At 67.6% G+C, this 23,062-nt stretch carries 17 protein-coding genes and 7 pseudogenes; 4 read left to right on the top strand and 20 right to left on the bottom strand.

Annotated elements, in window-relative coordinates; translation table 11 throughout:
* Nucleotides 1–9: 9 nt before the first annotated feature.
* The 10 genes and pseudogenes from FRZ33_RS10585 to ndk all read right to left on the bottom strand — a co-directional run bounded on the left by FRZ33_RS10585 (nucleotide 10) and on the right by ndk (nucleotide 8,563).
* Nucleotides 10–1,238, bottom strand: a pseudogene (locus FRZ33_RS10585) (molybdopterin molybdotransferase MoeA).
* Nucleotides 1,235–1,513, bottom strand: coding sequence for a hypothetical protein (locus FRZ33_RS10580; RefSeq protein ID WP_146909545.1), 279 nt, complete (start codon nucleotides 1,511–1,513; stop codon nucleotides 1,235–1,237). The pseudogene FRZ33_RS10585 and the gene FRZ33_RS10580 overlap by 4 nt, the downstream one beginning before the upstream one ends.
* Nucleotides 1,514–1,521: 8 nt before the next feature.
* Nucleotides 1,522–1,809 (bottom strand): NTP transferase domain-containing protein, encoded by a 288-nt coding sequence (locus FRZ33_RS10575; RefSeq protein WP_146909543.1) that lies wholly within the window; start codon nucleotides 1,807–1,809, stop codon nucleotides 1,522–1,524.
* A pseudogene (gene der, locus FRZ33_RS10570) lies at nucleotides 1,806–3,202 on the bottom strand (ribosome biogenesis GTPase Der). The gene FRZ33_RS10575 and the pseudogene der overlap by 4 nt, the downstream one beginning before the upstream one ends.
* Before the next feature lie 131 nt (nucleotides 3,203–3,333).
* Entirely contained in the window at nucleotides 3,334–4,554 is a 1,221-nt protein-coding gene (gene bamB, locus FRZ33_RS10565; RefSeq protein ID WP_158637190.1) for an outer membrane protein assembly factor BamB, read from the bottom strand.
* A gap of 4 nt (nucleotides 4,555–4,558) precedes the next feature.
* A pseudogene (locus tag FRZ33_RS10560) lies at nucleotides 4,559–5,208 on the bottom strand (YfgM family protein).
* A gap of 67 nt (nucleotides 5,209–5,275) precedes the next feature.
* A complete protein-coding gene (locus FRZ33_RS10555) occupies nucleotides 5,276–6,139 on the bottom strand; it encodes a RodZ domain-containing protein (RefSeq protein WP_146909538.1) in 864 nt (287 codons plus the stop codon).
* Nucleotides 6,136–6,879, bottom strand: a complete 744-nt coding sequence (gene pilW / locus FRZ33_RS10550; RefSeq protein WP_265468608.1) for a type IV pilus biogenesis/stability protein PilW — start codon at nucleotides 6,877–6,879, stop codon at nucleotides 6,136–6,138. The genes FRZ33_RS10555 and pilW overlap by 4 nt, the downstream gene beginning before the upstream one ends.
* Nucleotides 6,880–6,916: 37 nt before the next feature.
* On the bottom strand, nucleotides 6,917–8,089 hold the full coding sequence (gene rlmN / locus FRZ33_RS10545) for a dual-specificity RNA methyltransferase RlmN (RefSeq protein WP_265468775.1): 1,173 nt from the start codon (nucleotides 8,087–8,089) through the stop codon (nucleotides 6,917–6,919).
* A 48-nt stretch (nucleotides 8,090–8,137) separates the two neighbouring features.
* Nucleotides 8,138–8,563: a nucleoside-diphosphate kinase gene (gene ndk / locus FRZ33_RS10540; RefSeq protein ID WP_146909534.1), complete on the bottom strand. Its 426-nt coding sequence runs from the start codon at nucleotides 8,561–8,563 to the stop codon at nucleotides 8,138–8,140.
* Between the two features lie 230 nt (nucleotides 8,564–8,793).
* Between ndk and FRZ33_RS10535 the strand changes: the two genes are divergently transcribed.
* Genes FRZ33_RS10535 through FRZ33_RS10525 form a run of 3 tightly spaced genes read left to right on the top strand, consistent with a single transcriptional unit; the run spans nucleotide 8,794 to nucleotide 13,039 of the window.
* A complete protein-coding gene (locus FRZ33_RS10535; RefSeq protein WP_146909533.1) occupies nucleotides 8,794–9,417 on the top strand; it encodes a TetR/AcrR family transcriptional regulator in 624 nt (207 codons plus the stop codon).
* A gap of 30 nt (nucleotides 9,418–9,447) precedes the next feature.
* Nucleotides 9,448–11,817 (top strand): 3-hydroxyacyl-CoA dehydrogenase/enoyl-CoA hydratase family protein, encoded by a 2,370-nt coding sequence (locus FRZ33_RS10530; RefSeq protein WP_146909531.1) that lies wholly within the window; start codon nucleotides 9,448–9,450, stop codon nucleotides 11,815–11,817.
* Nucleotides 11,818–11,839: 22 nt separating this feature from the next.
* The gene (locus tag FRZ33_RS10525) at nucleotides 11,840–13,039 is read left to right on the top strand and encodes an acetyl-CoA C-acyltransferase (protein WP_146909529.1); all 1,200 of its coding nucleotides are present in this window, start codon (nucleotides 11,840–11,842) and stop codon (nucleotides 13,037–13,039) included.
* 60 nt (nucleotides 13,040–13,099) lie between these two features.
* Here the strand turns inward: FRZ33_RS10525 and FRZ33_RS10520 are convergent, their stop codons facing one another.
* Entirely contained in the window at nucleotides 13,100–14,380 is a 1,281-nt protein-coding gene (locus FRZ33_RS10520) for an NAD(P)/FAD-dependent oxidoreductase (RefSeq protein WP_146909527.1), read from the bottom strand.
* A 59-nt stretch (nucleotides 14,381–14,439) separates the two neighbouring features.
* On the opposite strand from FRZ33_RS10520, the gene FRZ33_RS10515 reads away from it, so the two are divergent.
* Nucleotides 14,440–14,862, top strand: coding sequence for a hypothetical protein (locus FRZ33_RS10515; RefSeq protein ID WP_146909525.1), 423 nt, complete (start codon nucleotides 14,440–14,442; stop codon nucleotides 14,860–14,862).
* On the opposite strand, the pseudogene galU reads toward FRZ33_RS10515, so the two are convergent.
* The 9 genes and pseudogenes from galU to cmk all read right to left on the bottom strand — a co-directional run bounded on the left by galU (nucleotide 14,863) and on the right by cmk (nucleotide 23,040).
* Nucleotides 14,863–15,740 (bottom strand): annotated as a pseudogene (gene galU, locus FRZ33_RS10510) (UTP--glucose-1-phosphate uridylyltransferase GalU).
* Nucleotides 15,741–15,755: 15 nt separating this feature from the next.
* A complete protein-coding gene (locus FRZ33_RS10505; RefSeq protein WP_227977778.1) occupies nucleotides 15,756–17,459 on the bottom strand; it encodes a nucleoside-diphosphate sugar epimerase/dehydratase in 1,704 nt (567 codons plus the stop codon).
* Between the two features lie 168 nt (nucleotides 17,460–17,627).
* The gene (locus tag FRZ33_RS15485; RefSeq protein WP_174754920.1) at nucleotides 17,628–17,912 is read right to left on the bottom strand and encodes a hypothetical protein; all 285 of its coding nucleotides are present in this window, start codon (nucleotides 17,910–17,912) and stop codon (nucleotides 17,628–17,630) included.
* Nucleotides 17,913–17,997: 85 nt separating this feature from the next.
* Nucleotides 17,998–18,528 (bottom strand): annotated as a pseudogene (locus FRZ33_RS17750) (MraY family glycosyltransferase); the annotation flags it as partial.
* Nucleotides 18,529–18,633: 105 nt separating this feature from the next.
* Nucleotides 18,634–19,808: pseudogene (lapB, locus tag FRZ33_RS10495) on the bottom strand (lipopolysaccharide assembly protein LapB).
* A complete protein-coding gene (locus tag FRZ33_RS10490; RefSeq protein WP_146909523.1) occupies nucleotides 19,801–20,070 on the bottom strand; it encodes a lipopolysaccharide assembly protein LapA domain-containing protein in 270 nt (89 codons plus the stop codon). Before FRZ33_RS10490 ends, lapB begins: the two are co-directional and overlap by 8 nt.
* Before the next feature lie 56 nt (nucleotides 20,071–20,126).
* Nucleotides 20,127–20,426, bottom strand: coding sequence for an integration host factor subunit beta (locus FRZ33_RS10485; protein ID WP_146909521.1), 300 nt, complete (start codon nucleotides 20,424–20,426; stop codon nucleotides 20,127–20,129).
* A gap of 77 nt (nucleotides 20,427–20,503) precedes the next feature.
* The gene (gene rpsA / locus FRZ33_RS10480; RefSeq protein WP_146909518.1) at nucleotides 20,504–22,186 is read right to left on the bottom strand and encodes a 30S ribosomal protein S1; all 1,683 of its coding nucleotides are present in this window, start codon (nucleotides 22,184–22,186) and stop codon (nucleotides 20,504–20,506) included.
* Between the two features lie 162 nt (nucleotides 22,187–22,348).
* Nucleotides 22,349–23,040: pseudogene (gene cmk / locus FRZ33_RS10475) on the bottom strand ((d)CMP kinase).
* Nucleotides 23,041–23,062: the final 22 nt, after the last annotated feature.

Here is a 23,062-nt window from a genome sequence, read left to right as displayed (position 1 = left end):
GCGCGAAGTCTAGCCGGGCAGCCCGGCGTAGGGCAGCACGGTGACGATGTCGCCCACCGCATACTCCCCTGCCCCTTCCGGCAGCTGGATCAGGGCATTGGCATCGGCGGCGGCGCGCAGGCGATGCGAGGCGACCGCCGGATTGGGCGTCACGCACAGCCGTCCTCCGGCGTCGCCGCCGAGGTTGCCGCGCATGAACTCCAGCCGCGTGTGCGATTTGCTGATCGGTGCCGCCAGCCGCGCTTTCCAGGTGGCGCGCGCTTCGCTGCGTCCCTGCAGACCGTCCAGCAGCGTGCGCCCCAGCGTCAGGAAGGTCGCCAGCACCGACACCGGGTTGCCCGGCAGGCCCAGCACCAGTGCCTCGCCCAGGCGTCCGAACAGCACCGGCATGCCGGGCTTCATGCGCACTTTCCAGAAATACACTTCGCCGTGTTCGCGCAGCAGCGCCGGCAGGTGGTCCTTCTCGCCGGCCGACACGCCACCGCAGGTGATCACCAGGTCGAAGGAAAACGCCGCGTCGCGCAGGGCCGCCGCCATGCGCACCGGATCGTCGGGCAGCACCGGCCAGGCCACGGGCTCCAGGCCTTCGGCCATCAGCAGGGTCTGCAGCAGCACACGGTTGCTGTCGTGGATCTCGCCCGATGCCAGCGGCTGGCCGGGCGGGCGCAGTTCGTCGCCGGTGGTGAACACGGCCACGGTCGGTCGCCGGACGATCTCCAGCTCGGCCTGGCCGAGCGCGGCGGCGAGGCTCAAGCGCGCCGGCGTCAGCGGCTGGCCCGCGCGCAGCACGGTGTCGCCGACCGCGACATCCTCGCCCGCATGACGCACATGCATGCCTTTGCGCAGGACGACGGCCGGGAAGACACGTCCCCCTCCTCCCTCGCATCTTCCTTGATCAATACGGTGTCCGCGCCGGCCGGCATCGGAGCGCCGGTGGTGATGCGGCTGCACTGCCCTGCCCCAAGGGACAGCCCGAGGCTGGTGCCGGCGAACTGTTCGCCGGCCAGCAGCAGCCCGGTTTCAGCGGCAGCATTGGCTTCGTCGGCGCGCACGGCGTAACCATCCATGGCGGAATTGTCGAAACCCGGCAATGCGATAGGCGCGACCAGGTCGGCTGCCAGGGTGGCGCCACGCGCACGCGACAAGGCCACGCGCTCGGTCGACAGGCGCGAAGATCGCGCAGCGATGAGGGCGGTCGCCTCGTCGAAACCGATGCGGGTCGGGAAGTCCTGGCTCACGGCGCGTAACCCTCGGGGAAATCGTGCGGGAAATTGAGGTTGAGGATGCGGTGCGGCGAAACATCGCACCGGCTCACCTGCAATCGTGCCACCAGGCGGCGCGCGGCGGACTCACCGGCATCCAGCATCGAAGTCGCAGCAGTCGCCAGTGCCGCCGTGCGCCACAGGCCCAGCAACGGCTGCAGGCCGTCGGCATCATGCACCACCACACCGTCGGCGCCTGCCGCGGCGGCCAGCGTATCCACCAGGTTCGCAGGCAGGCCGTCGAGGTCCACGGGAACGGTCAGCAGCCAGGGGTGTCGCAGGCTCCGCACAGCGCTTCAAACGCCGCCAGCGGCCCGGCGAAATCATCGCGCCGGTCGAACACGGCCCGCAGGCCCATAGCTTCGAAGCGCGCATCCGGCGCGCGCGCGCTGACCAGGCGCCCGGCGAATTCGCCGGGCACGGCCATCAGGATGTTCTCGACCAGGAAACGCTGCCGGTGCCGCACCCAGGCCTTGTCGCGCCCGCCCAACCGCTGCCCCCGCCCGCCGGCGAGGATGCCGAGCGTGATCGCGGCGCGCGGTATCACTTGCCCTTGACGTGTTTCATCAACCGGCGCTTGGCCTTGACCTGGCGCTCGGTGAGCACGTTCTTCTTCCCCTCGTAGGGGTTCTCGCCTTCCTTGAACACGAACTTGATCGGCGTACCGACCAGCTTGAAGCGCTTGCGGAAGAAGTTCTCGAGGTAACGACGGTAACTCTCGCTCAGCGACTTCAGTCGGTTGCCGTGCACGATGAAGGTCGGCGGGTTGGCGCCGCCCGGGTGCGCGAACTTCATCTTGGCCGCGTGCCCGCGCACGACCGGCGGCGGGAAACTCTCTATGGCGATCGACAGCGCCTTGGTCGTCTCGGCGGTGCTGAACTGGTGCGTGGCCGAGGCGTGGGCGCGATGGATGGCCTTGAACAGCTCGCGCATGCCGGTGCCGTGTTTGGCCGAGATGGTGATGCGTTCGGCCCACTCGCAGAACGAGAGCTTGCGCTCGAGCATCGACATCGCCTGGTCGCGCGTGTACTTGTCCTGGCCGTCCCACTTGTTCACGGCGACCACCAGGGCGCGGCCGGCGTTGAGCACCAGGCCCAGAACGGTGGCGTCCTGTTCGGTAACGCCCTCGCCCGCGTCCAGCATCACCACGGCCACCTGGCAGGTTTCGATCGCCTGCAGGGTCTTGAAGGCGCTGAACTTCTCCACCGCTTCCTCGACCTTCGCGCGCCGGCGCAGGCCGGCAGTGTCGATCAGGCGGTAGTCGCGGCCGTCGCGGGTCAGGTCCACCGCGATCGAATCGCGGGTGGTGCCGGGCACGTCGGAGGCGATCATGCGCTCCTCGCCCAGCAGGCGGTTCACCAGGTGGACTTGCCGACGTTGGGGCGGCCGATGAAGGCGATGCGGATGCGATCCGGGTCGTCGGCCAGCACGTCGGCGTCGCCGTCTTCCGGCAGCTCGGGAATGATTTCCTCGAGCAGCTCCGGGATGCCGCGCTGGTGCGCGGCGGCGACCGGGATGACACGCTCGACACCGAAGCGCGCGAACTCGGCCACGGCGGCCTGTACGTCGATGCCGTCGGTCTTGTTCACGACCAGGAAGAAGCGCGTGCCGGATTTGCGCAGGAAAGACAGGATGTTCTGGTCCAGGCCGGACGGCCCCTCGCGGCCGTCCACGACGAACAGCACCAGGTCGGCCTCTTCGACGGCGGCGCGTGCCTGGCGCGCGGTGGCGCCGGCCAGGCCCTCTTCCTCACCGGAAAGGCCACCGGTGTCGCACAGGCCGAACGGCCGTTCTTCCACCAGGCGGCAGAAACCGTAGTGGCGATCGCGCGTCACGCCGGGCTCGTCGTGCACGAGGGCGTCGCGGCTGCGCGTCAGCGCGTTGAAGATCGTGGACTTGCCGACATTCGGCCGGCCGACCAGAGCGACCAATGGCAACACGGTGGATCTCTCCCGAAACTCTTGGAAATCGTCCGCGCCGAAGCGCGAAACGCCCGGCACGAGCCGGGCGGTGTAACGGCGCACCGGGGTGCGCCGCGCGTTTGGCCCGGCCCTCGCGGGCCGCGGCCGGCTTACTGCGGCTGCGGGTAGGCGGCCAGCTTGCCTTCCGCGGTGATCGCGAAAAGCATGCCGGTGGCCGATACCTGCGGCGTGCCTAGGATGGCGGAATTCTGGACGCGGTCGCGGCCGACGATCTGGCCGTCGTCCAGGCGGATCCAGTGCAGGTAACCCTCGATGTCGCCGAACACCGCGTAGTTGCCGTGGATCGCCGGCGTGGTCAGCCAGCGACGCGCCAGCGCCTCCTGTTTCCAAAGCGTGCTGCCACCATTGCGGTCCAGCGCCCACACGGTGCCACTCGGGTCGGCGACGATCAGCCGGTCGGCCAGCAGGGCCAGGCCGCCGTAACCACCCACGTCCCGGCTCCAGATCGGCGTACCGCTGGTGGTGGAGATCGCCATGGTCTGGCCGCGGTAACTGGTGGCATAGAGTTCCGCGAGACCCAGCTGCATTTCGCCGTCCACGTCGGCCATGCGCTCGAGTTCGTTGCGGCCATCCGATTCGGCGACCAGTTGTTCCCAGGCCAACTGGCCATCGGCCAGGCGCAACGCGACCACGGAGCCGTCGTCGTAACCCAGGTAGACCAGTTCGCCGCCGGCGATCGGCGAGCCGTTGCCACGCACGCCCAGGCTGGGCAGGCCGCGGTCGAACACCCACTTGCGGGTGCCGTCGGCGGCATCCAGGCCGAAGGTGCGGCCATCGTTGCTGCGCACCACCACCAGGCCGGCAGTGACCAGGGGCGTGCTGATGACTTCGGAGGTGACCGCGGTCTTCCAGCGCTCGGCACCGGAGTCGGCATCCAGGGCGATCACTTCACCGTTGCGGCCACCGATCACGACCAGGCCATTGCCGACGCCCGGACCGCCACTGAGGCCGGCTTCGATTTCCTTGCGGCGCCAGAACAACAGCATGTTCCCGGTCTTGCCGGTCTTCACCGCTTCGGAATCCCAGAGGGTGTCGCCGCTGTTGGCGTCGATCGCCAGAACACGGCCGTCGTCGTTGGACACGAACAGGCGGTCGCTCTCGATGGCCACCTTCTCGCGCAGGCCCAGCCGGGCGCGGCCGTCGCCGAGGTTCTTGCCCCAGGCCGCGTCCACCGCGATCGGGCTGGCGATCTCGGTCAGCTCGGCGGGCGCCAGGGCCTTGCCCTTGCTGTCGCCGAACCAGCCCTTGATGGTGCTGCAACCAGTGGCGGACACCAGGACCACGGCGAGGAACAGGATGCGGAACGACATGCGGTCAAATCTCCGGCTGGGCAGACGGCGAACCGCCCGCATCGGTGAGTTTCATCTCGACCATCGCTCGCGTGGGCGAACCGACGTCCAGCGAAGCCAATGCGATTTCATAGGCGGCACGGGCGGCGTCACGGTGCCCCAGGCCCATCTGGGCATCGCCGCGGATCTCCGCGGCCACTGCGGGGAAGACGGGATCGGCAATGGCGTCCAGGCGCTTGAGTGCGTCCTCGTGCCGGCCCATGCCCGACAGCAGCCGGGCGGCCCGCAGTTTGGCCAGTTCGACCAGGACCGGGTCCAGATGTTCGCCACCGACGGATTCCAGGCCTTCAACGCGTCCTCGTCCTTGCCCTGCGAATGCAGCAGTTCGGCACTGCGCAGTGCGGCCAGCGCGGGATACGGCGTATCGGGATGGTTCTGCTGCAGCGCGGTCGCGTGGGCCGCGGCCTTGTCGTCCTGCCCGGCTTCGACCGCTTTGTTGAACGCGGCGAATTCGGCGGCTGCGACCACCTTCTCCTGTGCCTGCTGGCCCTGCCACCACTGCCAGCCAAAGAGGCAGCCCAGGCCGATGGCGATACCGCCGATCAGCGAGGATCCATTGTTGCGCAACCAGGTGCGAACGCGTTCGCCCTGTTCGTATTCGTCGATCTGGTCCATGCGATGCTTCTTCGGGCCCGTGCGGAACGCGGGGGGGGAGGTGGGTGCCGCAGCGTTGCCGCCGGCGTCAGTGTTCGGCGGGAGCGGGCTCGCCGCCAGAGGATACCGCAAAGCGGGCAACATTCGCGGCGCGGTAAGGCGCCAGGTCCACCGTCTCGCCAGCGAAACTCACCTCGACCGCATCGGCGTTGCCGAGCGTAATGCGGGCCACCTGTCCGGGAGCGTAACGGCGTTCGCTGCCGCCGGCGACCAGGCCGCGTTCGATCCGGGCGCCGCTTGCGTCCACGGTTTCAATCCAGCTTTCGCCGCTGAACCGCAGCAGCAGTTCCGTGGACGTGGGTGCGGTTTTCTGGAACGGCGCCATCGAGGCCATGACTGGCGCCGGGTCGGCCGCTTGCGTCTGCGGCGGGGCCTCGGCGGCGGGCTCACTCACCATCGGCGGGGCCAGTGACGGGTCGGAAGCCAGTGCCGGGGCCGGCACCGGCGTCGACACGACCTCGGGTTCGAGCGTCAGCACTTGGGTGCTTCCCGCGGACTGGTAGTGGCGCGCGACCAGCACGACCGGGATGACCAGCACTGCCGTCATCACCAGGTAAACCATGTTGCGCACCGAATGCTTGAGTGCATGGCGCATCCTCGAACCCGTGCCAAGGGGGACGAGCTTGGGTGTCGCGCCGTTCTGGGCCACGTTTTCCGCGAGCGCGGCCGGCAGGCCGACCAGGCGCAGGTAGCTGCCCAGATAGCTTCGGACATAGACCGGCGCGCCCAGGCGCGGCCAATCGTCGCGCTCCATCGCCTCGATGATGGCGATCGGCAGCTTGAGCTGCTGGCCTACCTGTTCGATGCTCAACCCGGCCTTTTCACGGCCCTGGCGAAGACGCAAACCGATCGGATCCTGGAACAGGACCTCCTGCGTGTTCTCGTTGCTCATGGCTGGCGCAACCCCTCCGTGACAGGTGGCGTGTAGTCGGGAAATTGGTCGTTCAGTCGCCGGCGGTAGCGCTCGGCGGCCACCGGATCTCCGGCCCCCTGCTCTATCCGGGCCGCGAGGTTGAGCAGGTCCGCGCTGGGTGCACCCAGCGCTTCGCGGCGCTGGTAGAAGGCGCGCGCCGCCATGTAGTCGCCTTGCAGGTACTTCACTTCGGCCAGTTCGGCCAGCAGGCGCGGATCTTCGGGTGCAAGCTCCACGCCCGCACGCAGGTACTGCTCGGCGTGGTCGAGCTGGCCGGCGTCCAGGGCGCACTTGCCGGCGTTGAAGTAGGCCTGCTGCTTGTTCTTGTAGAACGGATCCTTCACCGCCCGGGTGAAGTAGGCATCCGCCTCTGCCGAGTCGCCCTGCCGGCAGAGCCAGACGGCGCGCACGTTCAGCACGTGGCCGGCGTCTGGCGCCAGCTTCACGGCCTCGGCGTAGTGCTCGCCGGCGCGGACCTTGTCGTCGAGCTTCTCGCGGATCATGCCCAGCACGATCTGCACATCCGGCGAGTCCGGGTCGCTGCGCAGCGCGCGGTTGGCGCGGTCGATGGCGTAGTCGAGCTGCCCGGCGGCCATGTAGTTGTGCGCCAGGTTGAGGTTGGCGAGCCCCTTGTTGCTCATCGCCGCATGGGTGCCGCCGACACCGGTGCCGCCGTTGGACTTGCCGGAATCCGGGCTGCTTGCGCAGGCACCCAACAATGCGAGGAAAACAGCGAATACCACCGGGCGAGCAGACTCAGGCCGCATCGGAAACTCCCTGTTGCTCAAGCTTGCGCTTGAATTCGGATTGGCGGCGCGTGCGGTCCATGACCTGCCCCTTGAGCTGGCCGCAGGCGGCATCAATGTCGTCGCCGCGCGTGCGGCGCACCATCGTCAGCACGCCGGCGTCGAGCAGTATCTTCTGGAACGCACGGATTTCCGTTTCGCCGCTGCGCTCGAAGCGCGTGCCGGGGAACGGGTTGAACGGGATCAGGTTGACCTTGCCGGCCTCGGAATACTGCAGCTGGTTGCTGAAGTGCTTGATCAGCTTCGCCAGCTGCCGGGCGATTTCCGGCGTGTCGTTGACACCCTTCATCAGGGTGTATTCGAAGGTGATGGATTCGCCCTTCCTGCGGCGGCGCAGGTAGCGCACGCAGGCGGCCATCAGTTCCTCGATCGGGTATTTCTTGTTGAGTGGCACCAGCTGGGTGCGCAGCTCGTCGTTCGGGGCGTGCAGCGAAACCGCGAGTGAAACATCCGCCGTCTCGCCCAGTTTGTCGATCATCGGCACCAGGCCGGCGGTCGAGAGCGTGACGCGCTTGTTCGCCAGGCCGAAGCCCAGGTCGTCGCGCATCAGGCTCATGGCGCGCACGACGTTTTCGAAGTTCAGCAGCGGCTCGCCCATGCCCATCATCACCACGTTGGTGAGCTTGCGGTGCAGGTGGGTCTTGTTGCCGAGGTGCTTCGAGGCAACCCAGACCTGTCCGATGATCTCGGCGGTGCTGAGGTTGCGGTTGAACCCCTGTGTGGCGGTGGAACAGAACTGGCAGTTCAGGCCGCAGCCGACCTGGCTCGAAACGCACAGCGTCCCGCGGCCCTTGTCGGGGATGAACACGGTCTCGATGGCATTGCCCGAGTCCATACCCAGCAGCCACTTGTGGGTGCCGTCCGTCGAGGGCTTGTCGAACTGCACCTGCGGCGGGCGGACTTCGGCATGGGATTCGAGCTTGGCGCGAAGCGCCTTGCCCATGTCGGTCATCAGCGCGAAATCGGTGACGTGCTGGTGGTAGATCCACTTCATCACCTGGTGGGCGCGGAAGCGCTTCTCGCCGAGGGTTTCGGCGAAGAAGCGCTCCATGCCTTCGCGATCCAGGTCGAACAGGTTCACCCGTTCCGGCGTTGCCGGCGCGGTTTCCGGCGCCGGGTTCACCAGCAGCGGGATGGACTTGTGTTCGGCCTGGGTCACGACGTCATCCGATCAGCGCGGGCAGAGCTCGGTGGCGGCGAAGAAGTACGCGGTTTCGATCGCGGCGTTCTCGAGGCTGTCGGAACCGTGCACGGCATTGGCGTCGATCGACTGCGCGAAGTCGGCGCGGATGGTGCCCGGCGCGGCTTCCTTCGGATTGGTGGCGCCCATCAGGTCGCGGTTCTTCTGCACGGCTTTGTCGCCTTCCAGCACCTGGATCATCACCGGGCCGGAGATCATGAACTCGACCAGCGCATTGAAGAACGGGCGCTCGCGGTGCACGGCATAGAAACCTTCGGCTTCCTTGCGGGACAGGTGCTTCATCTTGGCGGCGACGACCTTCAGGCCGGCCTTCTCGAATCGGGCGTAGATCTCGCCGATCACGTTCTTGGCGACCGCGTCGGGTTTGATGATGGAAATGGTGCGCTCCAGCGCCATGGTCTAACTCCTGGGTTCAGGGGTTTCGGAAGCCCGTAAATTTATCACAAAACCCCGCACTAACGAGGGTTTAGCGCATTTCCCTGAATATTTCCAGCAGCATCGCCCACCCCGCCCTGACCCGTCCAGGCGCACTGTCCGTTCCGTCAGTCGTTTGAATTGTCCATTTGACGGCCGACCGGATGCGGGTACACTCGCCAACACCCGTTTGAATCGAACGCTGGCAGGCCATGACGACGACCCATTTCAACACCAAGGAACGCATCCTCGGCGCGGCCGAGGAACTCTTCGCCCAGCACGGCTTCGCCGGCACCTCGCTGCGCCAGGTGACCAGCCGGGCCGACGTCAACATCGCCGCCGTGAACTACCACTTCGGCAGCAAGGAGAACCTGGTCAACGAGGTCTTCCGCCGCCGCATGGACGAGATGAGCGAGCGCCGCCTGACCCAGCTGCGCAAGGCCCAGGAGGAGCGCCCGGGCGACCTGGAGGCGATCCTGGCCGCCTTCATCGAGCCGCCCCTGGCCCTGACCATCGACCGCCACGGCGGCTCGGCCTTCGTGCGCGTGCTGGCCCGCGCCTTCGCCGAGAAGAACGACCGCCTGCGCAAGTTCCTGTCCGACAACTACGGCCACGTGCTGCGCGAATTCGCCAAGGCCATCGGTGCCGCACTGCCCGGCCTGGCCAAGGAAGACCTGGTCTGGCGCCTGGACTTCACTGCCGGCGCGCTGACCTACGCGATGGCCGATTTCGGCCTGATCAAGCGCCAGGCGGGCGTGTCCGAGAAGGCCCACTGCGAAAAGGCCGCCCAGGCCCTGATCCGTTTCGCCGCCGCCGGCCTGCGCGCCGGCGGCTGACCCTTTCCCTCCTCCCACGGAGCTACATCCATGTCGCAACTCCGCATCCGCAAGGTGGCCGTGCTCGGCGCCGGCGTGATGGGCGCGCAGATCGCCGCCCATCTCGTCAACGCCGACGTCGACACCGTCCTGTTCGACCTTGCCGCCAAGGAAGGCCCGCCCAACGGCATCGTCGACAAGGCCATCGCCAACCTGGGCAAGCTCTCGCCCGCCCCGTTCGCCAGCAAGTCCAAGGCGGCCGCGATCACGCCGGCCAACTACGACCAGCATCTGGACCTGCTCAAGGACTGCGACCTGATCATCGAGGCCATTGCCGAGCGCATGGACTGGAAGAAGGCGCTGTACGACCGCATCGAAGCCTACGTGGCTCCGCACGCGATCCTCGCCTCCAATACTTCAGGCTTGTCAATCAATGGCTTGGCGGAAGTTCTTCCAGAATCACTTCACCACAGGTTCTGCGGCGTGCACTTTTTCAACCCGCCGCGCTACATGCATCTGGCCGAGTTGATTCCCTGCGCGAAGACTGAACCGCAAGTACTTGAAGGACTTGAGACTTTCCTGGTAACCACGCTGGGCAAGGGAGTGGTCTACGCCAAGGACACGCCGAACTTCATCGGCAACCGCATCGGCGTGTTCTCCATCCTCTCCACCCTGCACCACACCGCCCAGTTCGGCCTCGGTTTCGACGAAGTCGACGCGCTCACCGGCCCGCTGCTGGGTCGTCCGAAATCGGCGACCTACCGCACTTCGGACGTGGTCGGCCTCGACACCATGGCCCACGTCATCAAGACCATGGCCGACACCCTGCCGGACGATCCCTGGCACAAGTATTTCGTCGCCCCGACCTGGCTGCGCGCGCTGATCGACAAGGGCGCGCTGGGCCAGAAGACCGGCGCCGGCATCTTCATGAAGAAGGGCAAGGACATCGTGGTGCTGGACCTCAAGGCCCAGGACTACCGTCCGGCCACCGGCGCCGCCGATGCCGAGGTCGTGGCGATCCTCAAGAACAGGAACCCGGCCGAGAAGTTCGCCCAGCTGCGCGCCAGCACGCATCCGCAGGCGCAGTTCCTGTGGTCGGTGTTCCGCGACCTCTTCCACTACAGCGCCTTCCACCTGGCCTCGATCGCCGAGACCGCGCGTGACGTGGACCTGGCCATCCGCTGGGGCTACGGCTGGAGCTTGGGCCCGTTCGAGAGCTGGCAGGCCGCCGGTTGGAAGCAGGTGGCCGAGTGGATCGCCGAGGACATCGTGGCCGGCAAGGCCATGTCCAGCGCGCCGCTGCCGGACTGGGTGTTCGACGGTCGCGAGGGTGTGCACGCCGCCGAGGGCAGCTTCAGCCCGGTGCGCAACGACAAGCTGCCGCGCTCGAACCTGGCCGTTTACAACCGCCAGCGTTTCCCGGATCCGGTGCTGGGTGAACGCGCCGCGCCGGGCGAGACCGTGTTCGAAACAGACGCGGTGCGGATGTGGCACGACGGCGACGGCATCGCCGTGCTCAGCTTCAAGACCAAGATGAACACCGTCGGCGACGGCGTGCTGGCCGGCGTACAGCAGGCCATCGATGTCGCCGAAAAGGACTTCCGCGGCCTGGTGATCTGGCAGCCGAAAGAGCCGTTCTCGGCCGGTGCCGACCTCGCCGGCGCCATCGCCTCGCTGCAGGCCGGCAAGCTGGACGAGTTCGAGGCGATGGTGGCGACCTTCCAGGCCACCAGCCAGCGCATCAAGTATTCGCTGGTGCCGGTGGTCGCGGCCGTGCGCGGCCTCGCCCTTGGCGGCGGCTGCGAGTTCCAGATGCATTCGGCCCGCACCGTGTTCGGCCTGGAAAGTTACATCGGCCTGGTCGAGGCCGGCGTCGGCCTGCTGCCGGCGGGTGGCGGCCTGAAGGAGATCGCCGTGCGCGCTTCCGCCGCGGCGGGTCCGGGTGGCGATGTGTTCGCCGCGCTGAAGCCTTATTTCGAGACGATCGCGATGGGCAAGGTCTCGGCCTCGGCGCTGGAAGCCAAGGAGTTGAAGCTGGCCCGCGACAACGACGTGGTGGTGTTCAACCAGTACGAGCTGCTGCACGTGGCCAAGGCCCAGGCCCTGGCGCTGGCCGAGTCGGGTTACCGCCCGCCCCTGCCCGCCCGCCAGGTGCAGGTGGCCGGCGACGTCGGCATCGCCACCTTCCGCATGATGCTGGAGAACATGTTCGAGGGCCGCTTCATCTCCGAACACGACTACGAAGTCAGCAAGCGCATCGCCACCGTGATGTGCGGCGGCGAAGTGGACCGCGGCGCGATCGTCGACGAGGAATGGCTGCTCAAGCTCGAGCGCAAACACTTCGTTGCCCTGGCCCAGATGCCCAAGACCCAGGAACGCATCGCCTACATGCTCAAGAACGGCAAGCCGCTCCGCAACTGACCCGGCGCCCAAGGAAAATCACATGACCAAGCAAATCCAGGACGCCTACATCGTCGCCGCCACCCGCACCCCGGTGGGCAAGGCCCCGCGCGGCGTCTTCCGCAACACCCGTCCCGACGAAATGCTCGCGCACGTGCTGCGCGAAGTCGTCGCCCAGGTCCCGGGCATCGACCCGACCCGCATCGACGACGCCATCATCGGCTGCGCCATGCCCGAGGGCGAGCAGGGCATGAACGTGGCGCGCATCGGCCTGCTGCTGGCCGGCCTGCCGAACGTGATCGCCGCCCAGACCATCAACCGCTTCTGCTCGTCCGGCCTGCAGGCCGTGGCCATGGCGGCCGACCAGATCCGCCTGGGCAACGCCGACCTGATGCTGGCCGGCGGCACCGAGTCCATGTCCATGGTGCCGATGATGGGCAACAAGGTCGCCCTGAGTCCGCAGGTGTTCGCGAAGGACGAAAACGTCGCGATTGCCTACGGCATGGGCATCACGGCGGAAAAGGTCGCCGAGGAATGGAACATCAGCCGCGAGGACCAGGACGCCTTCGCCGTCGCTTCGCACCAGAAGGCGCTGGCCGCGCAGGCCGCCGGCGAGTTCAAGGCCGAGATTTCTCCCTACCAGGTGATCTCGCGCCAGCCGGTGCTCGGCGGCAACACGGTCAAGCTGCGCGAGCTGCTGGTCGAGAACGACGAAGGTCCGCGTGCCGATACCAGCCTCGAAGGCCTGGCCAGGCTGCGCCCGGTGTTCCGCAACGGTGGCAGCGTCACCGCCGGCACCTCGTCGCAGATGTCCGACGGTGCAGCCGCGGTGATGCTGGCCTCGGAAAAGGCGATCAAGGAATACGGCCTGACCCCGCTGGCGCGTTTCGTCGGCTTCTCGGTTGCGGGCGTGCGTCCGGAAGTGATGGGCATCGGCCCGATCGCCGCGATTCCGAAGGTGCTCAAGCAGTCCGGCCTCACCCAGGACCAGATCGACTGGATCGAGCTCAACGAAGCCTTTGCCGCCCAGGCGCTCGCCGTCATCCGCACCTGCGGCCTGGACCCGACCAAGGTGAACCCGCTGGGCGGCGCCATCGCCCTGGGCCATCCGCTCGGCGCCACCGGTGCGATCCGCACCGCGACCATCGTGCACGGCCTGCAGCGCCGCAAGCAGAAGTACGGCATGGTGACCATGTGCATCGGCACCGGCATGGGTGCGGCGGGCATCTTCGAATCGCTCTGATCCCCTGCCCTCGTGTGATACCGAAACGGCGCCCTTGGGCGCCGTTTCTTTCGCCGGGTTTCAGCGCCCGCGCCAGTCCTTCCAGGCGTCCCTCGCCTGGTACCACCAGTAGCTCAGCTGCGCGCCAAGGTAGCCGGCCGGCTTCATGGCCGATACCAGCCCGTAGTCGGCGAACTCGCGCCAGCGCGGGTCGTCTTCGGCGATCGCCGCCGCCAGCACTTCGCCGGCCATCGTGGTCGGCGCCACGCCGTGGCCGCCGAAGGCCTGGGCCAGCCACAACCCCTCGTCCACACGGCCGATCTGCGGCATCTGGTGGCGGGCGTAGCTCATCAGGCCGGACCAGGCGTAGTCGACCCGCACCCCCTCCAACTGCGGGAAAACCTTCAGCAGGTCGCGGTACAGCAGCCGCTTCACGGCCTCGGGCGAGCGGTCGAGCACGGAAATGCGCCCGCCCCAGAGGATGCGCGTATCCGGCAGCGGCCGGTAATAGTCGAAGGCGAACCGGCTGTCGTAGATGGCGGCCCGGGTCCGGATGGCTTCGTCCAGCCGAGCGCCGAGCGGTTCGGTGACCATCACGTAGGTCGCGATCGGCAGCACGCCCGCATCCACTTCGCGGCGCAGGCCGGCCAGGTAGCCGCCACAGGCCAGCACCACCTGCCGGGCGGCGACATCGCCGCCGGGCGTGCGCACGCGCCAGCCATGGCCGTCGCGCTGCAGTGCGATCGCCGGCGAATGTTCGTGGATGCCAACACCGTGGCCATGGGCCAGCGTGGCCAGGCCACGTGCGTAATCGAGCGGGTTGAAATGCAGCGCGTTGCGTTCGTACAGGCCATCGCCGTAACGGCGGGTACGCACCTGCTCCGCCAGTTCGGCGGCGGGCACCCAGTCCCACTGCACGCCGAAATATTCGGCCAGCAGGCGCTGGCGGGCGCGCAGCGGCGCCGGATCCCGGAACCAGTTGGCCCACAGCACGCCGGCGTCGGTGGCCTGGCAGTCGATGCCGTGGCGTGCGATCCGGGTACGGATCAACTGCACCGCGTCCTGCGTGCCCTGGTAGAGCGCACGCGCACGCACCGGCCCGAGCTCGGCCAGCAAGGCTTCCTCGCCCCGCGAAAACCCGCCGAACACAAAGCCGCCATTGCGCCCGGACGCGCCATGTCCGACCGTGTCGGCATCCAGCAGCACCACGTCGCGCTGGCCCCGCTCGGCCAGCCCCAGGGCGGTGTTGAGCCCGGCAAACCCCGCGCCGACCACGCACACCGAAGCGTCGCGGCGGCCGTCCAGCGGCGCGAACCCCGCCTGCGGGCGCGCCGACGCGCGGTAGTAACTGGAAGCATCCATGGCCGGTACCGGAAGCGATCAGCGTCTAGGATGTCAGCTCACCCCGACGGCTGGAAAGCATGGACTCGCGGCAGGAACGAAAGAACCTCGCACAACGGCGCAAGCTGGGTCGGGCGCTGGGTGTGGCCGCCGCACTCGGTCTCGTACTGTTGCTGGCTTTCGAGTTCTGGCTGCGCCGGACTCAGGCGCAGGCGGAGCACGACCCGGACTCTGCAGTCCAGGCCGTCGGGGCGGTGTCCTCCTGCTCCAGCTCGCCACGGCAGCCTGCGCCGTCCTGCTCGGGCGATTCCTGTTGGACTGGGCCAGCCAGACGCGCCGGCAGAACCAATGGCCGCCGGCCGGGCTGGAACTTCCAGAACGCACCACTGCGCCATGGCAGCGACGCCCTGCGCATCGCCCGGCGCCTGCAGGCGGCGGGCCTGATCAGCCTTGCGGTCGCGCTGGCCGTGGTCCTGGCCGTCGCCTGGCGCTGGCTGGCCTGATCAGCGCTCCAGGGCGGCGCGCATGTAGGCCCGCGCGGGCTCCGCGAGATCTTCGTGGTCCAGGGCGAACTCGATGGTCGCCTCCACCAGCCCGATGCGGCTGCCGCAGTCGAAACGGCGGCCCTGGAACCGGTAGGCCAGCACCCGTTCCTCGGTCATCAGCGAAGCGATGCCGTCGGTGAGCTGGATCTCGCCGCCAGCACCTGGCTTCGTGCGGGCAAGGTGGTCGAAGATGCGCCCGCTGAGCACATAACGGCCAACCACGGCGAGCGTGCTCGGTGCGACCTCGGGCCGCGGTTTTTCGACGATGGCCGTGATGTCGCCATGGCGACCGGAAAAATCACGGGTGGCGACGATGCCATAACTTCCGGTCTGTTCCGGCGGCACGTCCTGGACGGCGATGACGCTGGCGGATTCCTGCGCGGCCAGCTGGGCCATCTGCTTGAGTGCGCCGGGCCCCTTGTTCCAGATCAGGTCGTCGGGCAGCAGCACCGCGAAGGGTTCGTCGCCGATCACCGGACGCGCGCACAGCACCGCGTGTCCCAGGCCCAGGGCTTCGGCCTGGGTGACAAAACGGCCCGCACGTGCCGCGGCAGCACATCGCGGATCATCGCCAGAAGTTCGGACTTCCCGGCCTTTTCAAGCTTCTGTTCGAGCTCGTAGGCCTTGTCGAAATAATCGGCCACCGAATGTTTGTAGCGGTTGGTGACGAAGACCAGCGTATCGCAGCCCGCCTCGATCGCTTCGTCCACGGCGTACTGGATCAGTGGCTTGTCCACCACCGGAAGCATTTCCTTGGGCACGGTCTTGGTGGCCGGCAGGAAGCGGGTGCCCAAGCCGGCAACGGGGAATACGGCCTTGCGGATCTGGAATGACATGTCTCTCCCGTCCGGTCAGTGCGTAGGATCCCGATGCGTCGCAGGCGACAACATCGGGGCGGACTCCGGATTGTACTCGGGCACGGCCCGACGCAGCAGCGCGAACATCGCCAGTTCGGCGTCTGACTGCTGCAGCAGCGATTCCATTTCGGCCAGCAACGGCCGCAACGCGTCGGCCCGCACGACGCGGGGTTCGGCCTGGAGAATGCGCGGGTGGCGTGTGCGCTGGTAGCGTTCCTGCGGATGGAACAGGATCTCGTGCAGCTTCTCGCCTGGGCGCAGGCCGATGTAGCTCACCTCGACGTCGATGCCCGGACGTTTGCCGCTCAGCCTGATCATCTGCTCGGCCAGCTCCCGGATCGCCACCGGGCGCCCCATGTCCAGCGCATACACCGCGCAGGATTCGCTGCCCAGGCTCACCGAATGCAGGATCAGCTGGCAGGCTTCGGGGATGGTCATGAAGTAACGCGTGACTTCGGGGTGGGTCACGGTCACCGGCCCGCCCTCCGCGATCTGCTTCCGGAACAACGGCACCACGCTGCCGGCCGAGTCGAGCACGTTGCCGAAACGCACGATCGACAACTGCACGGGTCCGCCCGCGAATACGACTTGGCAGGCAAGCTCGGCGAATCGTTTGCTGGCGCCGAGCACGTTGACCGGGCAGATCGCCTTGTCGGTCGAGATCAGCACGAAATTACCGACCCTGGCCTCGAGGCAGGCGCGGGCCACGGTCGCGGTGGCCAGTACGTTGTTGCGCAGGGCTTCGCGCACCTGCCCCTCCAGCATGGGCACCTGCTTGCAGGCAGCGGCATGGAATACGTAATCCATGCCCTGGGCCAGAGCGATGCGGCAGGCTGTGGCGTCGCCGCAGTCGGCGAGCATGGGCTGCACGCTGACGCCGGGATAGTCGCGCATCAGTTCGCAGCAGATGTCGTCCAGGGGCAGTTCCGCGCGTTCGAGCAGGAGCACGGACTGGGCACCTGCGGCCGCGCATTGTCGCGCCAGCTCGGAACCGATCGAACCGCCTGCGCCGGTCACCATCACGCGCTTGCCAGCCACCGAACTCCAGGCCTCGTCGAATTCGACCGGCTTGCGCCCCAACAGATCCTCGATCCTGACCTCGCTCAACTGCAGGCGCTGCGGCTTGCCGGACAACATGTCCGACAACCGCGGCACGGTGCGGAAGGGCACGCCGGTCTCGTCGCAAAGGGACACCACCCGCTGCATTTCGGCGGCATTGGCCGAGGGCATGGCGATCACCAGCAACTTGGGCGCGGTTTCCTGGGCGATGTACGGCAGTTCGTCGAGCGTGCCGAGCACGGGTACGCCCTGCACTTTCGCGCCCTTCAGCGCCGGCTGGTCGTCCAGCAGTCCGACCGGCTGGTAGCGGCCATCGCTGCGCAGGTCGCGCAGCAGGGTCTCGGCGGTGCGGCCGGCGCCCAGCACCAGGACACGCACCGCATTGGCGGGATGTTCCGACTGCCGGTAGTCCTTCCACAGCCGGTACAACAGCCTGGGAGTGCCCAGCGCCACCACGAGGGCCACCGGGTACGGGAACAGCACGCGCCGTGGCACCTGGTCGATCATGCCGAGCAGGAACAGGGTGGCGACGATCAGCAGTACGCCCAGCAGCGCCGCGCGCACCAGGTTGGCGAGATCGGGCAGGCTGGCGAAGCGCCACAGCCCCCTGGTACAGGCCCACCATGCGCAGCACCACACCCTGCGTGACCAGGACGATCAGCAGTTCGTAGCCCAGCGATGGCGCGGCCGGCGCACCCGCCACGCTGGCCAGCCAGCGCAGGCCGACCCAGATGAAGGCGATCATCACAAGGTCGTGCAGAACAATCAGCAGGCGCGGCAGCACCAACGACGCGCCGGGTTTGTGTTTCATCCAACAGACTCCATCAGGTTCTCGCGGCGCGGCCAGAAACGTCCCGCCAACAGGTAGATCAAAGTGCCGCACGCCAGCATCGCCAGTGTCGTGCACCGCTGGCGGGAGTCCGGGCCATCGGCGAACGACAGCACCAGCGCTACCGCCAGCAGCGTCCACAGCAGATAAACGCCGCAGATGCGCAGATGCGTCCAGCCATGGGCCACGGCCCGCTGGTAGAGATGCTCGCGATGGGCCAGCCAGAACTTCTGCCGGCGCCACAGCCGCCAGAGCAGGGTCAAGCCGGCATCCATGGAGGAACGCCGAAGGCAGCAACAGCAACTGCCAGGCGTTCGCGCTGCCCTGCCCGAGCGCCATCAGCAGCGCCGCCGCCACCGCCAGGCCGAGGGTGAGGCTGCCGACATCACCTAGGAACAGGCGCGCGCGGGGCACATTGTGCGGCAGGAAGCCGAGGCAGCCCGCCGCCAGGGCCAGTCCAAGCAGGCCTGGAGGCGACCCCGGACCGCAGAGCAAGGCCAATCCGACGCCGACCAGCAGGGCCTGACTTGCCGCCAGTCCATTGCTGCCATCCATGAAGTTCCAGAAATTGACGAACACGAGCACGACCAGCACACCGGCTGCCACGCCTCCCGCGGACCCCAGCAGTTCCGGCGCGAGCGGCCAGGCCCAGGCCACCGGCAAGGCGCCCAGCACCTGCAGCACGAGCTTGGGCAGGGCGGAGAGGTTGCGCAGGTCATCCGCCAGACCGGCGCCGGCCACCAGCAGCAGGCCCAGGGCGAAAGCCGCCCCACCCGCCCCCAGCCACGGCGAACAGGCTAGGAGGACCAAGGCGATGCCCAGCCCGCCGCCACGCGGCGTGGGCTGCTGGTGCAGGCGGCGCGGACCCGGCTGGTCCACCAGCTGCCGCCGCAGGGCATAGCGGCGCCAGGACGCGGCCACCGCCCCAGGACACCAGGCTGCCGGTCAGGAACAGGATCCAGGGCGACAGCGACACGGCTGGAATCACTCGCTCACCGCGCCGTGCACCGGCTTGATGCTGCCCCAGGACTTGCAGCCCGGGCATTGCCAGTGATGCGCGCGCGCGCCGAAACCGCAGCGCTGGCAGCGATACCCCGGCGTGCGCACCACCAACTGGTCAGTGATCTGCTTCAGGGTCTTGAGCGTCGCCCCGGGATCGACGGCGGTGTCCTTCAGGCTCAGGTCGATGAAGGCGGCCTCGCCGCGCACTGATGGCCGCTGCTGCAGTTGCCGGGACAGGAAGGCCAGCGCCGCGGCCTGCCCCTGTTCCTGCTCGATGATGCGTGTCAGCGCCAGCACCGGCGAGACGCCGGGGTAGTGTTCGATCATCTCCATCAGGAAACCGCGCGCGCGCGCCTGCTCGCCCCGGCGTTCGTAGCAGCGCAGCAACGGATCCAGGATCTCGGGCAGGAATTCGATGTCGTGGCGCGCGACCCGCTCGAACGCGCGGATGGCGGCGGCGTCGTTGCCGTCCGCCAGTTCGATCTGGCCCTCGGCCAGGCCGGCGCGCACCGAATGACTGTCGGCGGCATAGGCCTCGGCCACGTGGTGGCGCGCCTGCTCCATGTCGCCGGCCAGCCGGGCTTTTTCGGCCAGTTCGCAGTGGTACTGCGCGACCAGCTTGCCCATCGGTTCGCCACTGGCCGCCTCGTATTGCCGCGCGTGCTCGATCGCCTTGCCCCAGTCGCGCTCGGCCTGGTAGATCGAGATCAGGTGCTTCAGCGCCTGCGGCGCCAGCACGCCCATGCGCACCAGGTCGGTGAACAGGGTCTCGGCACGGTCCAGCAGGCCGGCACGCATGTAGTCCTCGCCAAGGGCAAGCACGGCACGGGTCTTCTGTTCGTCGCTCAGGCCGTTGCGGGCCACCAGGCTCTGGTGCAGGCGGATGGCGCGGTCCACCTCGCCGCGCCGGCGGAACAGGTGGCCCAGCGCGAACTGGGTTTCCACCGTGTCCTTGTCCACGGCCGCAATCTGCAGGAAGACCTCGATGGCCTTGTCCTGCTGCTCGTTCAGCAGGTAGTTCAGACCACGGAAATAGGTGTTGGACAGAAGCGACACCCGCGCCCCCCGCCCTTGCGCTCGCCGCCACGACGCCCTGCCAGCCAGCCACTGGCCGCTGCGACGGGCAACAGCAGGAGCAGCCAGGCCAGCTCACTCATGGGGTTGTGCGCCTTGCGGCTCGGCAGGGGCCGGGCTGTTGCGGCGCAGGCGGTGGCGCAATGGCCAGATCACGCCGGCCGTCAATACCAGGCCGGCCAGCAGCGCGCCCAGCAATACCGCCAACAGCAGGCTGGTACCCAGGCTGAAATCCACGATGGAGAAAAAACCGAGGTCGATGCGCACCGGCTCGCGATTGAGCGCACCGAACAACACGCCGAACGCGACGAACAGGAGGGCCAGCAGGGCTTTGATCAGTCGCATGCGCGGAAGATCCAGGGCCGGGTCGCGGCAAGCTTAGCCGATGCCGGGCCGGAAACTCAGCCTTCCGAAGCAGCCGGGCGGCTGTTGACGCGATCGCGCAACTCCTTGCCGGGCTTGAAATGCGGGACGTACTTTCCGGGCAGGGCCACGGAGTCGCCGGTCTTGGGATTGCGGCCCAGGCGCGGCGGACGGAAATGCAGCGAGAAACTGCCGAAACCGCGGATCTCGATGCGTTCGCCCTGGGTCAGCGCGCCACTCATCATCTCGAGCAGGGTCTTGACGGCCAGATCGACGTCGTCGGCCTTCAGATGGGCCTGGCGACGCGAGAGCACCTCGATCAGTTCGGACTTGGTCATTCCGGGCGGTCCCTCGGGTTCCTTGAAGGGGTGGCGGCGTGGCCCGGAAACCCGGGCCACGCCAACCGGACTTGCGATTACTCGCCCTTGTTCAGCTGCTCACGCAGCAGGGCGCCCAGCTTGGTGGTGCCGGAGGACGCGTCGAAGGACTTGTTGACCTCCGCCAGGTTCTCCTGCAGCTCGGCCTCGTCCTTGGCGCGGATCGAGAGCTGCATGACGCGGCCCTTGCGGTCCATGCCGGTGAACTTGGCTTCGACCTTGTCGCCGACCTTGAGGTGCTGCGTCGCGTCCTCGACCCGCTCCTTGGCGATGTCGTTGGCGCGGATGTAGCCCTCGATGCCGCCGTCGAGCTCGATGGTGGCGCCCTTGGCGTCCACTTCCTTCACGGTACCGGTGACGATGGTGCCCTTCTGGGTGGTGGCCATGTACTGGCCCACCGGGTCCTGCTCGAGCTGCTTCACGCCCAGCGAGATGCGCTCGCGCTCGGGATCCACGGCCAGCACGACGGCTTCCAGGGTGTCGCCCTTCTTGAAGTTGCGGACGACGTCTTCGCCGGTGGTGTTCCAGGAGATGTCGGACAGGTGCACCAGGCCGTCGATGCCGCCGTCCAGGCCGATGAAGATGCCGAAGTCGGTGATCGACTTGATCTGGCCGGACACCTTGTCGCCCTTCTTGAACAGGGCCGAGAACGCTTCCCACGGGTTCGGGGTGCACTGCTTGATGCCCAGCGAGATGCGGCGACGCTCGCCGTCCACGTCCAGCACCATCACCTCGAGCTCGTCGCCCAGCTGGACGACCTTCGACGGGTTGACGTTCTTGTTGGTCCAGTCCATCTCGGACACGTGCACCAGGCCTTCGACGCCCGGCTCGATCTCGACGAACGCGCCGTAATCGGTGACGTTGGAGACCTTGCCGAACAGGCGCGAGGAGGTCGGGTAACGGCGGGCGATGTTGTCCCACGGATCGTCGCCCAGCTGCTTCAGGCCCAGCGAAACGCGGTTGCGCTCGCGGTCGAACTTCAGCACGCGGACGTCGAGCTCTTCGCCCACGTTCACGACTTCGGACGGGTGGCGCACGCGCTTCCAGGCCATGTCGGTGATGTGCAGCAGGCCGTCGATGCCGCCCAGGTCCACGAACGCGCCGTAGTCGGTGAGGTTCTTGACCACACCCTTGATCACGGCACCTTCCTGCAGGCGCTCCATCAGCTGCTCGCGCTCGACGCTCGACTCGGACTCGACCACCGCACGGCGGGAGACCACGACGTTGTTGCGCTTGCGGTCGAGCTTGATGATCTTGAACTCGAGTTCCTTGCCTTCCAGGTAGCCCGGGTCACGGACCGGACGCACGTCCACCAGCGAACCCGGCAGGAACGCGCGGACGTCGCGGATGTCGACGGTGAAGCCGCCCTTGACCTTGCCGCTGATGCGGCCGGTGACGATCTCGCCGGCTTCCATGGAAGCTTCGAGTTCGTCCCACACCATGGCGCGCTTGGCCTTCTCGCGGGACAGCACGGTCTCGCCGAAGCCGTTCTCGAGGTACTCGAGGGCGACCTTGACGGTGTCGCCGACGGCGACTTCGAGTTCGCCGGCTTCATTACGGAACTGCTCGATCGGGATGATGCCTTCCGACTTCAGGCCGGCGTTGATCACGACGACGTCGGAGCGCACCTCGACCACGGTGCCGGAAACGATCGCACCCGGCTTGAGCTTGCTCAGGGCGTTCTGGCTCTGTTCGAACAGTTCAGCGAAAGATTCAGTCATTGTTGGATACTCGGTTGGACATACGGGCCGCCGCTTCTGCAGCGGACCCACCTGTTGGCGCTTGCGCGCGTGGATGGAGACTCCGCGCCTCATGGCGCGGGACCTGGTTTCCTGCTTCGGAAGCCGCGCCCGGGTCGGGGGCGGGATGCGCCGGGGTGTCGGTTACGCCTGGCGGGGCGGACGGAGTTTTTCCGGCAGCACCGCCAGCACGCGCTCGATCACCTCGGTGATGGGCGTACCGGTGGAGTCCACGATCACCGCGTCTTCGGCGGGTTTCAGGGGCGCCACGGCACGTCCGGCATCGCGCTCGTCGCGAGCGGCGATTTCGTGCAGCAGGCCGGCAAGATTAACCGAAACCCCTTTTTCCTTCAACTGCTTATAGCGCCTTTGCGCCCTTTCCTCGGCACTGGCGGTCAGGAAGACCTTGTACGGGGCGTCCGGGAAGATGACCGTGCCCATGTCCCGGCCGTCGGCGACCAGGCCCGGGGACCGGCGGAACCGGTGCTGCAGGTCCACCAGCGCAGCCCGGACCGGGGATGGGCGGCAATGGCGGAGGCCGCCGCGCCAGCGGTTTCCATGCGCAGCTGGTGGGTTGCGTCCTTGCCGTTGACGATCACGTGGAGATCGCCGCCCCCCTGGGATTCGAACCGGATCTCGGTCCGGGCGGCGCACTGGGCCACGGCCTCGGCGTCACTGAGGTCCAGGCTCTCCCAGGCAGCGGCCAGGCCGACCGCACGGTACAGGGCCCCCGAATCGAGGTAGTGCCAGCCCAGGCGCTCGGCCACGGCCCGGCTGATGGTGCCCTTGCCGGAGCCGGAGGGGCCATCGATGGTCAGGACGGGGATGCGGGGCATGGAGAGGGATTCTAGACGAAGC

Source organism: Arenimonas daejeonensis (assembly GCF_007993735.1).
Lineage (GTDB): Bacteria > Pseudomonadota > Gammaproteobacteria > Xanthomonadales > Xanthomonadaceae > Arenimonas > Arenimonas daejeonensis.
Note: the sequence above shows the minus strand (reverse complement) of the source record. Positions and strands in the feature narration are given on the sequence as shown.

What these genes read in the sequence shown, in the direction of transcription:
- bamB (WP_158637190.1), bottom strand. Translation starts at nt 4,554, where the DNA reads ATGTCGTTCCGCATCCTGTTCCTCGCCGTGGTCCTGGTGTCCGCCACT.
- FRZ33_RS10555 (WP_146909538.1), bottom strand. Translation starts at nt 6,139, where the DNA reads ATGAGCAACGAGAACACGCAGGAGGTCCTGTTCCAGGATCCGATCGGT.
- ndk (WP_146909534.1), bottom strand. Translation starts at nt 8,563, where the DNA reads ATGGCGCTGGAGCGCACCATTTCCATCATCAAACCCGACGCGGTCGCC.
- FRZ33_RS10535 (WP_146909533.1), top strand. Translation starts at nt 8,794, where the DNA reads ATGACGACGACCCATTTCAACACCAAGGAACGCATCCTCGGCGCGGCC.
- FRZ33_RS10530 (WP_146909531.1), top strand. Translation starts at nt 9,448, where the DNA reads ATGTCGCAACTCCGCATCCGCAAGGTGGCCGTGCTCGGCGCCGGCGTG.
- FRZ33_RS10525 (WP_146909529.1), top strand. Translation starts at nt 11,840, where the DNA reads ATGACCAAGCAAATCCAGGACGCCTACATCGTCGCCGCCACCCGCACC.
- FRZ33_RS10520 (WP_146909527.1), bottom strand. Translation starts at nt 14,380, where the DNA reads ATGGATGCTTCCAGTTACTACCGCGCGTCGGCGCGCCCGCAGGCGGGG.
- FRZ33_RS10515 (WP_146909525.1), top strand. Translation starts at nt 14,440, where the DNA reads ATGGACTCGCGGCAGGAACGAAAGAACCTCGCACAACGGCGCAAGCTG.
- FRZ33_RS10490 (WP_146909523.1), bottom strand. Translation starts at nt 20,070, where the DNA reads ATGCGACTGATCAAAGCCCTGCTGGCCCTCCTGTTCGTCGCGTTCGGC.
- FRZ33_RS10485 (WP_146909521.1), bottom strand. Translation starts at nt 20,426, where the DNA reads ATGACCAAGTCCGAACTGATCGAGGTGCTCTCGCGTCGCCAGGCCCAT.
- rpsA (WP_146909518.1), bottom strand. Translation starts at nt 22,186, where the DNA reads ATGACTGAATCTTTCGCTGAACTGTTCGAACAGAGCCAGAACGCCCTG.